General features: G+C 30.0%; 11 protein-coding genes. 9 read left to right on the forward strand and 2 right to left on the reverse strand.

Annotation, left to right across the window (positions count from 1 at the left end):
- Positions 1 to 8: 8 nt before the first annotated feature.
- Together CLPU_RS07810 and CLPU_RS07815 are read right to left on the reverse strand one after the other, a co-directional pair.
- Positions 9 to 1,523 (reverse strand): PH domain-containing protein, encoded by a 1,515-nt coding sequence (locus CLPU_RS07810; RefSeq protein WP_050355103.1) that lies wholly within the window; start codon positions 1,521 to 1,523, stop codon positions 9 to 11.
- Positions 1,513 to 2,007 (reverse strand): PH domain-containing protein, encoded by a 495-nt coding sequence (locus CLPU_RS07815; protein ID WP_050355104.1) that lies wholly within the window; start codon positions 2,005 to 2,007, stop codon positions 1,513 to 1,515. Before CLPU_RS07815 ends, CLPU_RS07810 begins: the two co-directional genes overlap by 11 nt.
- Positions 2,008 to 2,390: 383 nt before the next feature.
- Between CLPU_RS07815 and CLPU_RS07820 the strand changes: the two genes are divergently transcribed.
- The 9 genes from CLPU_RS07820 (at position 2,391) to CLPU_RS07865 (ending at position 13,963) form a co-directional block, all read left to right on the forward strand.
- The gene (locus CLPU_RS07820; protein ID WP_050355105.1) at positions 2,391 to 3,272 is read left to right on the forward strand and encodes a GDSL-type esterase/lipase family protein; all 882 of its coding nucleotides are present in this window, start codon (positions 2,391 to 2,393) and stop codon (positions 3,270 to 3,272) included.
- Between the two features lie 26 nt (positions 3,273 to 3,298).
- Positions 3,299 to 3,796, forward strand: coding sequence for a DUF4358 domain-containing protein (locus CLPU_RS07825; RefSeq protein ID WP_050355106.1), 498 nt, complete (start codon positions 3,299 to 3,301; stop codon positions 3,794 to 3,796).
- A gap of 42 nt (positions 3,797 to 3,838) precedes the next feature.
- Complete coding sequence (locus CLPU_RS07830) at positions 3,839 to 5,245, forward strand: MBOAT family O-acyltransferase (protein WP_050355107.1); 1,407 nt, start codon at positions 3,839 to 3,841, stop codon at positions 5,243 to 5,245.
- A 38-nt stretch (positions 5,246 to 5,283) separates the two neighbouring features.
- On the forward strand, positions 5,284 to 6,420 hold the full coding sequence (locus tag CLPU_RS07835) for a DHHW family protein (protein ID WP_050355108.1): 1,137 nt from the start codon (positions 5,284 to 5,286) through the stop codon (positions 6,418 to 6,420).
- Positions 6,421 to 6,977: 557 nt separating this feature from the next.
- Complete coding sequence (gene glmS / locus CLPU_RS07840) at positions 6,978 to 8,807, forward strand: glutamine--fructose-6-phosphate transaminase (isomerizing) (protein WP_050355109.1); 1,830 nt, start codon at positions 6,978 to 6,980, stop codon at positions 8,805 to 8,807.
- 473 nt (positions 8,808 to 9,280) lie between these two features.
- Positions 9,281 to 10,060, forward strand: a complete 780-nt coding sequence (locus tag CLPU_RS07850) for an ABC transporter ATP-binding protein (RefSeq protein WP_235436139.1) — start codon at positions 9,281 to 9,283, stop codon at positions 10,058 to 10,060.
- Complete coding sequence (locus CLPU_RS07855; RefSeq protein WP_050355111.1) at positions 10,050 to 12,215, forward strand: ABC transporter permease; 2,166 nt, start codon at positions 10,050 to 10,052, stop codon at positions 12,213 to 12,215. Before CLPU_RS07850 ends, CLPU_RS07855 begins: the two co-directional genes overlap by 11 nt.
- A 36-nt stretch (positions 12,216 to 12,251) precedes the next feature.
- Entirely contained in the window at positions 12,252 to 12,929 is a 678-nt protein-coding gene (locus CLPU_RS07860; protein WP_082154142.1) for a response regulator transcription factor, read from the forward strand.
- On the forward strand, positions 12,926 to 13,963 hold the full coding sequence (locus tag CLPU_RS07865; RefSeq protein WP_050355112.1) for a sensor histidine kinase: 1,038 nt from the start codon (positions 12,926 to 12,928) through the stop codon (positions 13,961 to 13,963). The genes CLPU_RS07860 and CLPU_RS07865 overlap by 4 nt, the downstream gene beginning before the upstream one ends.
- Positions 13,964 to 14,601 lie beyond the last annotated feature (638 nt).

Genomic DNA, 14,601 nt, shown 5'->3' on the forward strand with positions numbered 1-14,601 from the left:
AATACTAATTAATTAGTATTCAACTTTTTATTTGTAAACCAATTAGCGAAATTAGAGATTATATCACTACTAAAGCCTTTTACCTTATAGTTATCATGAACAAATTCTCCTTGAATGTTAATATTTAGAGTATATATATCGTTTATTTTTTGAATAGGATTCTGTCTACTTTCTATAGACTGAATTTTTGACTTTGGAATTATTATAGTACATAAAGAAAATTTTCTTAAACTGATTATAAGAATATTATCATAATAAGATATACCTGCATTTTTATATCTATAAAAGCCTAATATTAGCATAAATATTGGTAGTATCATAAAAATATACCCATAATATTTTTTATAGAAGAACATAGCTATAAAAAAGAAAGTAGGTAAGGTTATGCTCTCTAATACATAATAATATAACGACCTATTAGATACTTTTTTAAAATTGTAATTCAAACTAACTTCTGGTAATAAATCAGAAATTAATGAATTAATCTCATTAGCTTTTATAAATGGACATAGTATACTTTCTTCACCATCTTCATTTCCATAGCCTATGCTTTCAATAGATATTTCAGCAAATCCAAATAGCTTTTTAAATATACTTTCTGTTATTTTTATGCTTGATATTCTATTTACAGGAATTGATATTTCCTTTTTATTAGATAATCCATAACTGATTTTTATATTATTATTTTTTCTAGATAAACTAAAATTATGATATTTTACTATAGTATTAATGATAGAAAAAATAACCGACATTATAAAGAAAATGAGAAATAAATCACGCATGTCATCTAAGTTATTTCTATTGAATATCTTATTTAAAACTAAACCAGTATCGCTAATTAATTTACTTATGGACTTTTTAGGCATATAATCATCAAAAAAAGAATAAAAAGTTAACCCAAAAGGTAAAACTACCAACCATTTAAAACTTGTTAAAGATTTTATAATCATGTAGCTAGGCTTAAAAGTATATATACTTTTTATATTTTTATCACAAATACTTTCTGACTCAACTACATTCATATCAGAATCTATATCTTTATTATCTTTAGTAGTAATATTTTTAGTAGAAGTAATTTTATTATCATTATTTTTTAGTATGATTTCTCTAATATTATTTGCAGTATTATAATCTAAAATCATTTGAACCTCGCATTCATCTGAAGAACCAGGAGTTTCTATTTGAATACTACAAATATTATACAGTCTTTGAAAATAAGAAGAAGATATATCTATAGTTTGAATTTTTGCAAAAGGTATTCTTCTTTCATTAATATTCAATATGCCACTCTTAGTATATATATAATTATCTGAAATAGCATAGATGTTTCTATGCCATTGTAAGATTGAATATGTTAATGTAATTAAAAATGTACCTAATATAAAATAAAAAGATATAATATATTCTTTTAAATAAGAATTTTTAGTTATAGCAATACATATGGCAAACAAACAAAAAGCACTTTCTAAGGAACTTATTAACTTTGAAAATAAAAAGTATATATGTTGTTTCTTATATTCCAAATTCTTCACGGCTCCTTTCTACTTCTTTTATTAGAGTAGATTGAAAGTCGATACATTCACTATCAGGAAGATATGGAATTTCATTTTTACCACCTGCTGTATGTATAGACATAGTTCTAACTTTATAAAACTTTAGTATAGGTCCTTGGTGTATATCAACATATTGTATTCTGTTTATAGGTATAGTTACTTTATTTTTATATATAATCCCATATTCTAATATTACTACATTGTCATTTAAGTAAAAGTTCCAATTCCTATACCACATTTTAGATAATAAAGTTAGTCTAATAATGTAGTAGACTAATAGAATAAATAAAAATACAATTAATAAAGTTTTTATAGTATCAAAGACACCTTTTGATGGAAATAAAACTATAACTAAAGATAGTACAACTAATGCTATATTAAATCCTATGATCGATGTTACTTTCCAAACATTCACTGATAAAGGAGAAATCTTATTTTTCTTTTCTTCGTACATACTAACCCCCACTATTATTCTAGAAACATGTTATTATTTTTAAATATTGTAGTATCTAGTGAATATATTGTCAATTATGTATTATTCACAACATTAAATTGTATAAAAATATAATGTAAAATCAAAATATGTTGTAAGTTGAATAAAGTCATTTAAAAAATTGATAAATATATTAAATGATTACAAGACTTCATATACGAATTCTGTAAATAAGTAAGTAAACGAGCGTATTCATACATAAAAATGAAATAAATTAGACACCATTTTTTAACTATTTTTTATAACATATGTATTATAATTTTACTTGGTCAGAAAATATTGTCGTTTTTTAAAAGAAGAAGACATTTTACAGTAAAAAAATAAAATAAGGGATGTATCATAGAATGAGGAAAAAGAAATCAAAGAAAAAAATAAAAATAAATCCTAAAAGATTTATAACATCAATGATAGTATTGGCTTTAATGTTATCATATGGAATATCGTCAGTAATGAGCCATTCCACAGGAAATAAAAATGATAAAGTAGAAACCCCTACAGAGTCCAATTCTAAAGATAATAATCTCGTGAGCGAAGATTTAGAGGAAGAACCACAATTAAAATGGGAAGTGTCTGATAATGAAACAGATTCTTTCAAAGAAGAGGATACAGAATTACATGAACAAGATGATAAAAATAGTGAAGTATCAGAAAATGATGATAATAAGAATGGTCAAAATATTCAAGATATTAACATACCTAATAAAGAATTTTTCAAAAATGATGTTTTCATGGGAGATTCTATAACAGAGAGTATATCGTTTTATGAGGTACTTAATGATAAAAATGTTTTAGGTATAAAAGGATTAACAGCTGTGAAAGCAAAATCACACATTGATAGCTTAATAAGTAAGAAACCTAGAAACATATATATGCTTTTTGGAATGAATGATATAGAGTCAGGTATCAGTACAGAACAATTTAAAAAGGGCTATAGAGAACTAGTAACTTTAATAAAAGAGAGATTGCCAAATAGTAATATATATTTACAATCCATGCTTCCAGTAGATAATAAGGTGCTAAAAAAGAATTCTAATTACTCTAGAAATAGAATGGATCAATTTAATAATGTTATTAAAGAATTAGCACAAGAAGAAAATTTAAATTATATAAATTTGTTACCTGTAATAGAAAACAATATAAATGACTTTTATGAACCTGATGGAATACATCCTAAAAGTAAGTTTTATAAAATATGGTTGGATTATGTTAAAAATAATATAAATTAGTATAAAGAAGAAAGGAAGGATAACAAATGATAAGACTTAAAAAAAGCAGAATTAAAAAATTTATGGCAGGAACATTAGCTACTATTTTAATAGCGGGGGCATTGTCAGGATGTTCAACAAAGAGCAAAGAGACTAAAAATGTTTCTGTTAAAGAAATAAGTAAAAAGGTAGTTGAAAGCATAGATACTTCTAACATGAAAAAAGAAGATGGAAATAAATTAGAAAAACTTTATGGAATCAAGCCAGAAGATGTAGAAGAATTTACAGTTTATTCTCCTAAATCCAATCTTAAAGCAGATGAAATAGCTATAATTAAAGCTAAAGATTCAAATGATGTAGATAAAATAAAAGAAAAAATTGAAGAAAGAATTAAGAAACAAGAATCTAGCTTTAAAGATTACTTACCAGATGAATATTTTTTAATAGAAAAACACGTTTTAAAAACAAATGGAAACTATATATTCCTTGCTATCTCTAAGGATGCAGAAAAAGCAGAAAATGCCTTTGATGAGTCTATTAAATAGTATATGAAAAAGCGTTAGGAATTGACTTAGGAGGGATGATAGTTGGTTTTTAGTAGTTTAATTTTTATTTTTATGTTTTTACCAATAACGCTTTTTATGTACTATATTTCACCTAAACCTGCTAGAAATTTGGTTTTGTTTATAGTCAGCTTAATATTTTATGCTTGGGGAGAACCATTATATATAACTATAATGCTATTTTCTACAGTATTTGACTATATAAATGGACTATTAATAGAAAAATATAGAGATAGAAAGAACATATGTAAATCAGTTTTTATAAATTCTATTGTTATAAATTTAGCCATACTTTGCTTTTTTAAATATTATGGATTTGTAATTGATAATATTAATAGTTTATTTGATTTGCATTTAACTGTAAAAAGACTACCATTGCCTGTAGGTATATCTTTTTATACTTTTCAAACAATGTCGTATGTTATAGATGTTTATCTGAAAAAGGTTCCAGTTCAAAAGAACATAATATCTTTTGGCACTTATGTGACTATGTTCCCGCAATTGGTTGCTGGACCAATTGTTCAATACGGAGATATATCTAAACAATTGGATAATAGAAAAGAAAGTTTTGACATGTTTGGAGAAGGTGCAGAGAAGTTTATTACTGGTCTTTCAAAAAAAGTATTATTAGCAAATAATATAGGACTTTTATGGACAACCATAAAAGCTACTCCTACAAACGAACTTACAGTATTAGCTTCGTGGTTAGGTATAATAGCATTCACATTTCAAATATATTTTGATTTTAGTGGATATTCAGATATGGCCATAGGATTAGGAAAAATGTTTGGATTTGATCTAATGAAAAACTTTAATTATCCATATGTATCAAAAACTGTTACAGAGTTTTGGCGTAGATGGCATATTTCACTAGGATCTTGGTTTAGAGAGTATGTATACATACCTTTAGGTGGTAATAGAGTTGGTAAACTCAAACAATACAGAAACTTATTTGTAGTTTGGTTTTTGACAGGTTTTTGGCATGGAGCAAATTGGAACTTTATTTTATGGGGGCTTTATTTTGGCTTTTTTGTAACTATAGAAAAAGTATTTTTAATAAAATGGTTAAAAAATACACCTAAATTTATAGGGCATATATATACCTTATTAGTTGTAGTTGTTGGATGGGTAATATTTGAATTTGAAAGTATATTTCAAGGAGCTAATTATATAAAAACTATGTTTGGAATAGGTACTAAAGGACTATACGACAATACAGCTATTTATTACCTATATACAAATATTGTACTATTTATAATATTAGCTATTTGCTCAACACCAATACCTAATAGATTAATAATGTATTTAAAGAATAAATTAAATAGAATAGGAACTATAGCAATACCATCAGCTTATACTTTTTTAGCTTTTCTTTCTACAGCTTATTTAGTAAATGAAAGTTATAATCCATTTCTGTACTTTAGATTTTAATAATGGATTTATACTAAATAAGAAATGGGGTGTCAAGTTTGAATAAATACAGCAAAATATATAAATACAATATAGGAATACTGCTAATTGCATTTATAGGAACTATGATTATGTTAAATATATTTATTCCAAGTAAGAAATTTTCAGAATCAGAGAATAGGGTACTTGAGCAGTTACATCGGTTTTCCTTTGAACAACTTTTTAATGGGAAATTTACTTCTAACTTTGAAAAATATATTTCGGATCAATTTCCATTAAGAGATTTTTGGATAGGTGTTAAGTCTAATTCTGAAAGAGTTATAGGGAAGAAAGAAAACAATGACGTTTATTTAGGCAAAGATAATTACTTAATGGAAAAATTTAATAAATATAATAAGAAAGATTTGAAAGAAAAGATTAATGCCATAAATTCATTTGCAAAGAATAATCCTAAATTGAATAAATACTTTATGTTAGTTCCTAATTCTATAAAAGTTTTAGAGGAAAAACTTCCAAAATATGCGCCACATGAAGAGGAACTTGAATATATAGAAGAAGTTAAAAACTTACTAGACAAAGATGTTGAATTTATTGATGTATATAATGAATTAAAAGAACATAAAGATGAATATATTTACTATAAGACAGATCATCATTGGACTACAAAAGGTGCTTATTATGCTTATGAAAAGCTTTGTAAATCCATGGGATTGAAATATCATGACAATGAGTATTTTTATACTGAAAAGGTTACAGATAATTTTTATGGATCATTATATTCTAAAGGTGGATTTAGAAACTTAGAACCTGATAGTATTAATCTTTATATTCCTAAAAAATATGAAGAAGTAAGAGTTGAATATCTAGATAACAAAGAGAAAGATGATTCTTTATATAAATTAGAGAATCTAAAGAAAAAGGATAAATATACTGTATTCTTTGGAGGAAATCAGCCATTAATAAAGGTAACTACTAATACAAAAAATAAAAAGAAACTTTTATTAGTTAAAGATTCTTATGCAAACAGTTTAATTCCTTTTTTAACTGGAAATTATTCTGAAATATATATAGTAGACTTAAGATATTATAATGAAGATATAAGTAAATTAATCAAAGATAACAAAATAAAAGATATATTTATACTCTATAATGTAAAGACATTCTCAGAAGATTCAGCTATAAGTAATATTTCTTGATTAAGAAACTGATATTAGTATCGTATGATTAAACCAATTATTAGAAAACTAGGTTAATTCATACGATATTTTTTGGTTATATAGCCATATATGGAATATATCAACTGACAATTTAAGTAAAAAAACTTTCGTAAATTGCTATTATTTATAATTTGTGACCATCTATCTTTATTTAAGAAGATTATAAGAAGTATATTAAATGTAATATTCATATAAACATAAATTCGTTAAATATTATCGTTTAACCAATATTTACCTTGTCAAATTTGATGTATTTTTGTAATAATAAATTTACTATTTACAATTTTTATTAATATATAATATAATTATTCTTACGAAAAAACCCATATAAAGAACTTGATATAGGAGGTGAACTAAAAAAGAGTAATAAGTAAGCGCCAGGACTTCATAAGAAGTTGACGAGGACAGGGTTAATCGAAATTATCGGCGGGTGCCCTGCGGCTGACCAACGTTAAAAGCCTAACAAAGCTGAGAGTAATTTCAGTACAAAAGGGTGTGGTCATGGGTTTTTCTAACTGATGAAGGGAGAAAAAAATATGTGTGGAATCGTAGGTTATATTGGACACAGACAGGCATCACCACTTTTAGTAGAAGGATTGTCGAAATTAGAATATAGAGGATATGATTCAGCTGGTGTTGCTATTATCGACAATGATAAAATACAAATAGAAAAATGTAAAGGAAGACTTTTAAACCTAGAAGAAAAGTTAGAAGAAAAACCTATTAATGGTGTAGTGGGTATAGGGCATACTAGATGGGCTACTCATGGAGAGCCATCAGATATTAACTCACATCCCCACTTTAATAAAGATAAAACTATAAGTGTTGTACACAATGGTATAATAGAAAACTATTTATACCTAAAAGAGTGGCTAACATCACTTGGATATAATTTTTTAACAGAAACAGATACAGAAGTTATCGCTCATCTTGTAGATTACTATTATAAGGGAGATATAGTTAAGGCTGTTTCACAAGCAGTTGAAAAATTAGAAGGTTCATATGCGCTTGGAGTAGTAAGTAGTAATGAACCTGATAAACTTGTTTCTATAAGAAAAGATAGCCCTCTTATAGTAGGAATTGGAGAAGGTGAAAACTTTATAGCATCAGATATTCCAGCAATACTTGCACAGACTAGAAAGGTATATCTTTTAGAAGATAAGGAACTAGTAGTTCTTACAAGAGACAATGTAGAGATAATGACTCTTGAAGGAATGAAAGTAGAAAAAGAAGTGTTTCATGTAACTTGGGATGCAGAAGCTGCTGAAAAGGGTGGATATGAACACTTTATGATAAAGGAAATACATGAACAGCCAAAAGCTATAAAAGATACTATGACATCAAGAATAATACCTGATTCAGATGAGATAAAACTTGATGATATAAAACTTACATCAGATGATATAAAAAATATAGATAAGATATTTATAGTAGCATGTGGTACTGCATATCATGCAGGTATAGTAGGAAAATATGTAATAGAAAAATTAGCCAGAATACCAGTTGAAGTTGATATAGCTTCAGAATTCAGATATAGAGATCCAATAATAAATGAAAGAACCCTTATGATAGTTGTAAGTCAATCAGGTGAAACAGCAGATACACTTGCGGCTCTTAGAGAAGCTAAGAAATCCGGAGCTAGAGTTATAGCTGTAACAAATGTTGTTGGAAGCTCAGCTGCAAGAGAAGCTGATGATATATTCTATACATGGGCAGGACCAGAAATTGCGGTTGCATCAACAAAAGCTTATACAACTCAGCTTATATCAATGTATATAATAGGTCTATATCTAGCAAGACTAAATGGAAATATGTCAGTAGAAGAGTATAGAACTATAAGAGATGAAATGATACAATTACCGGAAAAAGTTGAAAAGCTTTTAGAAGAAAAAGAAGAACTTCAAAAGTTTGCAGATAGAAATCATATGCATAAAGACATGTTCTATTTAGGGCGTGGACTTGACAATGCAGTTGCCCTTGAAGGTGCATTAAAGCTTAAAGAAATATCATATATTCATGCAGAAGCATATGCAGCAGGAGAATTAAAGCATGGGCCTATAGCTCTAATAGACGATGGTATACCAGTCATAGCTCTTGCAACACAGGGAGAACTATTTGAAAAAATGGTAAGCAATATAAAAGAAGTTGTAACAAGAGGTGCTAAGGTTATAGCATTTGCTCTTGAAGGAAACACAGATATAGAAAAAGTAGCTGAACAAGTAGTGTATTTACCAAAAACTATCTCACTACTTACACCAATACTTTCTGTAGTTCCACTTCAACTACTTTCATATTATGTTGCAGTTACAAGAGGCTGTGATGTTGATAAACCTAGAAACTTAGCTAAGTCAGTTACAGTTGAGTAGATTTTATAATTAGTAGTTTGCTTATTGTAGATTTGAAATAAAGTTGTACCGTTTATAAAAAAGTTGCACCATTTTGCCCCTTTGGATATGATTATCTAAAGGGGTGTTTTTGTGGCGAAAAGAAAAAGAACATCTAAAGTCGATAAATGGATTAAAGAAGGTCGGGGAATTAGCAGTGGCATGGACTATAAGTCGTAGTTAAAGATTCAAGGTGTCTCCTCATTAGGTCGGTCAACGAGATTAAAGTGTGAGTGTAAAAAACAAACATATACCATATGAAAATATCTCGATTTCACATCCGGAAATACAAAATATGGAGAAGTTGAAAGAAGCGAAAAAATATACATATCAGCATCATTCCTTTTTCCTTACATCATTTGTAAGTGTTTCTAGTCTTTTATACTGGTTATAATGTATATAGATCAATTTGATTATAATTTCGAAAAATGATAATAAGAAAGGAGCGTTATACAGTGGTTAGACAAGGAAAATTACTAGAAGTTCAAGACTTACAAAAAAACTATGGAAAGAAAAACAATATAACAAAAGCTTTAAACGGTGTTAGTTTTGATATTCTCCCAGGAGAATTCTTAGGAATAATGGGACCAAGTGGATCTGGTAAAACTACATTATTAAATTGCATTGCAACAATAATAAAACCAACATCTGGGCGTGTACTTTTAAATGGTAAAAACATCAGTGCTTTTGACAGTAAGAATTTAGCTGAGTATCGCGGTAGTCGAATTGGATATTTGTTTCAAGACTTTGAATTACTGGATAATCTAACTGGGCAAGAAAATATACTATTACCATTATCTATTCATGGGGTGGATTTTACAAAAGCACGAGCTAAATTAGATGAGCTAGCAAGTTTTTTAGAAATTACAGATATCCTTAACAAATTCCCATCTCAGATGTCTGGGGGACAAAAGCAAAGGGTAGCCGCTGCACGCAGTTTGATTTCTGATCCAGATATCGTTCTTGCGGATGAACCGACAGGGGCATTGGACACACGCTCTGCAAAAATTTTAATGAATAAGTTGGAAGGTATTAATAGAAGTAGTGGAAGAACGATTTTAATGGTCAGCCACGATCCTAATGCAGCAAGCTTTTGCTCAAGAATTCTTTTTATTCAAGATGGTGTCATATTTCATGAACTGCGCCGCAAACAAGATGAGTCTCGCGAGAAATTTTATGAAAGAATTTTAAAGTTATTAGCTCAACTTGGGGGAGGAAGCGCAAATGTTCTCTAGGCTGATTTATCGTAATGCTAAACGAAGCCGTAAGGAAAATTTAATTTACTTTGCAACACTTGTAACAGCAGTAGCCTCGTTTTATATCATTCTTTCACTTGGGAGACAAGATGTTATTTTATTCTTAAAGGAGTTTGAAAGTGATGCGATCGATAAACTTTTAGCTCGAATGCCAATTGTGTATGTATTTGCATTGTTTTTATTGTTTTTCTTGATTTTATTTGCCAATCGGTACCAATTAAATCGGAGAAGCAAAGAGTTTGGACTTTATCTTATGTTAGGAATGCGCAAAGAGCGCCTTGTTCTTCAACTCTTAGCAGAGGGGCTCATTGCTTCTGTTTTGGCACTCATTGGCGGCATTTTAATAGGCGGATTTTTAGCAGAAATCATCAGCTTGACGGTTTCCAGATTAGTCGGACAAGGCATTATCGGTCATCAAATAAGCTTGTCGGTAAGTGCGATTATCTTTACGATTATCGGTTTTTTATTCATTCAGTTTATAGCATTAGTCATTCTTGGTGGAAGATTATTTAATCAAGAGGTACATCAATTACTGAATGAGCAAATGGATAAGAAGCAAGATATGGGGCATGTTAAGAGCAACATACTTCATATATTAGCAGGTTCTATCTTACTAGGCGTGGCATATTGGATCGTTCTATATCGTTTTATGGACTTTGGAGGACTGCTTCTGTTTGTGGCATTGGCTCTCGGAAGTTTAGGAACGATCCTTTTTATGAGGGGATTTGGAAAACTACTAGGCTTATTGGCAAGCTTGTCCAAGCGTAAATCTACTAAAGGGCTGCACACATTTACATTAAGGCAGTTTCAAGAGAACGTAGCTAATAAATCCACTTCTGTTGCTATAACATCGATCCTAATCACGTTGTCGATCATTTTGATAACAAATGGTGCTTCAACTATTATAGGTTTAGAAAGTGTTTTTACTAGGAGTTCCTCGTTATATGATTTTACTGTTAATGGGGATAATCAAAAGATTGAGCAATTTCTTACTTCTGAAAAAATGGTACCATATGTAGCGGACTTGAATTTATTAAAAATTGGAAAAATGAAATTTCAGGATGGAAGTGGGGAAGACGACTTGCCATTGTCGCTGGTAGACTGGTCTAAATTAAGAGAGCAGCTAATTATGGCTTTGCCAAGCAACTATAAAGAGCAGATTTTATCCGGAAAAATGCAGGGTTACAGTATCAGTCGAGAAAATCCTGAAGCACTTAATCTGTTTGGGGCCCTAGAGATTGATGCAAAAGCACCTTACCTCATTCCAGAATCATCATATAATGGACTTTTAGAAGCCATAGGGGAAAAACCGCTGAACCTGCATTCAGACGAAATTGCTTTATACTTTAATCCAGATTTTATGCCGATGGATAATCTAGAAAGCATGCCTGTACTAGATAGTATTCTTGATGAGGCTTTAAAAGAAGGACAAAGCTTGATGAGCATTCATGATCAGGCAATCTATATACGTCCATCAATTACAATGAGAGGATTGGTAGCAGACCGTTCCGTAGAAATTACTTCAGCATTTATTGTCCCTGACCATATGTTTGAATCATTATTAAATACGGAATCCTATATGTCATATTGGAATTTTCGCATCCCACAAAAGCTGCAGGACCAACAAGGTTTAATGAAACCAATGATGGAAGCTAGAGACTTATTAAAATCTTCAGGCTTCAAGTTTGAAAGTTATTTGCAAAACTTTGGACGTCAACTCTTCTATGTTGTTGCTGGAAGTTATACGACACTATATATGGGATTCTTATTCTTGATTATTGCTTGTACGGTATTAGCTTTACAATTTTTGACACAGATGAAGCAGACTGGACAACGCTATGTAACGCTTTCCATGTTGGGAGCAAAACGTAATCAAATGAAAAAATCTATGCATAGACAGGTAATGTTGACTTTTCTGTTACCTATGTCTCTTGCATGCGTGAGTGGAGCTGTTGGGATAAGGGCTATGATTTCATTTGTTATTATTCGCATCGAAGACAACGCGTTACTTTATCCTATTGCCTTTACCTTTGCATGTGTAGTAATCGCAATTTTCGTGATTTATGGAGTAGCAGTTGTCCGTTCAGCAGATCATGAGATAGATAAATTGCGTTGGAAGCCAAATATAGATTAAGGAACCGTTAAATTTCACATTGAAGGGGGTGCTGAAGTGGTGAGGATTACAATTGTTGAAGATGATTCATTTATGAGAGAAGAGTTAATGGATATATTGCAAAAAGCTGGTTATGAAACAGTAGCAATTACAGACTTCCATGATATAGTTGCTCAAATAGCCACTTTGGCACCAGACTTAGTCTTATTAGATATTAATTTGCCAGAACAATCAGGATTTGAAATATGCAAAAGTCTAAAATCAAAAGGGATTGGTCCAATATTAATTCTTACATCTAGAGATAAGTTACAAGATGAATTACATGGTCTTAATTTAGGTGCAGATGATTATCTCACAAAACCATGTAATCGAGATAGATTATTAGCGCGCGTTCAGAACCTGCTAAGAAGATTTGAAGGACAACCAGACTTGATAGATGGTGGCAGTTTTTTGCTAGACCCAAATACCTTTACTTTGTATAAGGGATCTCAATCGTTATTATTATCAGCTAATGAAGGAAGAATTTTATTGGCTTTAGTACAGAATAGACCTGAGATTGTATCCAAGTCAACACTGAGTGAACTTTTATGGGGAACAGACCAATATATAGACGAAAATGCACTTCAAGTAAATCTCACTCGCTTACGAAAAACACTGCGACAATTAAACTTGGAAAATCAAATTGAAACAATAAGGGGTCAGGGTTATAGACTTAGGGGGCAAGTGAAACTATGAGATGGATAAAGCAAATCTATGATTGTTTTAATGCTTATAAACTATGGTTTTTTATTTTAATTACTACAGATCTTCTATTTAGCTTTTTAGCTTGGTTGGCTTATCCAGAAACCTTTAAGATGTTAGTAGGGCTAATGATTGTTTTTACTCTAGCGATGATATCGATGTCTGTATTCATTATAATTAGAAAGCAAAAAATAATAGAAGCTGCCTTTCAAGATTTTTTGTTAGAACCGAATGAGACGAACGAAGAAAGATTATGCCGGGTATCTCCTAAAACACATTGGTCATTTATCCGTAGAATGGGAAGTGTCATAAGATCATATCAGTCGGAACTTAATGATCAAGTTATTGAGTTGACCGATTATGAAAACTATATAGAAGGATGGGTTCATGAAATTAAAAAGCCTCTGTCATTAATGACATTGGTATTAGATAACCGCAGTGACGAAATGTCTCCGCTTGTTAGACGACGTATGTTTCATGTCAGAGATCAAATGCTTGGAGACGTAGAGCGAATTTTGTATTTTGCAAGACTTGGGGCTACTCATAAAGATTATATTTTTGAGTCTATAAACTTACTAGCATTTTGTAAACAGACAATTGAAGACCATCAGACACTACTAGATGAAGTCGGTTTTCAAATACAGTTCACAGGTGAGGAAGTAGAAATTTTATCTGATCGCAAGGGGTTAGCTTTTATATTAGAGCAAATAATCTTTAATAGTACTAAATACGTTGTACAGAATCAGGATAATCCAATTTTGAAGTTTGAAATGGTTTATGATGAAGTGAGTGATCAAACCATTTTACATATTAGTGATAATGGACCTGGTGTATCTGAAGAAGATTTACCATTTATTTTTGATAAGGGCTTTACTGGAAGTAGAGGTACTTATACAAGACAAGCAACAGGTATGGGACTCTTCTTAGTGAGCAAGATGGCTTATGATTTAGCAATTCAGTTGGATGCAAAATCAGAGCTTGGTTCGGGGTTGATCATATCACTAATATTTCCAAATGTGAAACAATAAGCTGTCATACTGAGTCTGATGTTAAGTATAAAAGATAAATAAATAATAAAAGACAACCATGCAATTATTGTATTATTCAATTTTTTGGAAGTTAAAAATTGTTGATATAGTAAAAGTTTAATTATTTAAACCTACAGAATTTATATGGTTGAATCAAGGATTGGTTAATAAGATTGTACAAAAATATCACCAATATAAAATGGGAGAATTTGAAAAAACGATATATAAGTTTTTTAAAATTGTGTTTAGGTTGGCTGATTATACTATCCACGTACCTACTGATAGATTCCATAGTTATCTTGGCTGGCTTCTGGAGTCTAAAGAATGTTTTAGAAATTCTACTGCTGGCTTTCCCCTATGCACTTGGTGCATTGTATTATTTAGTCTTTTGCAAAGGGAAAAGTAACTAGGTGAACTAGCTTCGGAACATGAAATTCATTCAATTGCAGAAATGGAAAAAACAATTTCTAACAAATGCCGCAGCTGTTTTAAAAGCAAAACAAAAATCAGAAAAAAGTACTTCAACAATTGGGAACGATTGTTTAGATATAAAATGATCAAACTTTTTTATAAAAATTGTATAATACCTCACAAAGAATGAATTCGTTTTGATCAAACTTTATTTTAAAGCCACACTT

The organism is Gottschalkia purinilytica (assembly GCF_001190785.1).
Taxonomy (GTDB): Bacteria; Bacillota; Clostridia; order Tissierellales; family Gottschalkiaceae; genus Gottschalkia_A; species Gottschalkia_A purinilytica.

Bases quoted from the DNA above. Each gene is read 5' to 3' on its own strand.
- CLPU_RS07815 (WP_050355104.1), bottom strand. From the start codon at position 2,007: ATGTACGAAGAAAAGAAAAATAAGATTTCTCCTTTATCAGTGAATGTT.
- CLPU_RS07825 (WP_050355106.1), top strand. From the start codon at position 3,299: ATGATAAGACTTAAAAAAAGCAGAATTAAAAAATTTATGGCAGGAACA.
- CLPU_RS07865 (WP_050355112.1), top strand. From the start codon at position 12,926: ATGAGATGGATAAAGCAAATCTATGATTGTTTTAATGCTTATAAACTA.
- glmS (WP_050355109.1), top strand. From the start codon at position 6,978: ATGTGTGGAATCGTAGGTTATATTGGACACAGACAGGCATCACCACTT.
- CLPU_RS07820 (WP_050355105.1), top strand. From the start codon at position 2,391: ATGAGGAAAAAGAAATCAAAGAAAAAAATAAAAATAAATCCTAAAAGA.
- CLPU_RS07855 (WP_050355111.1), top strand. From the start codon at position 10,050: ATGTTCTCTAGGCTGATTTATCGTAATGCTAAACGAAGCCGTAAGGAA.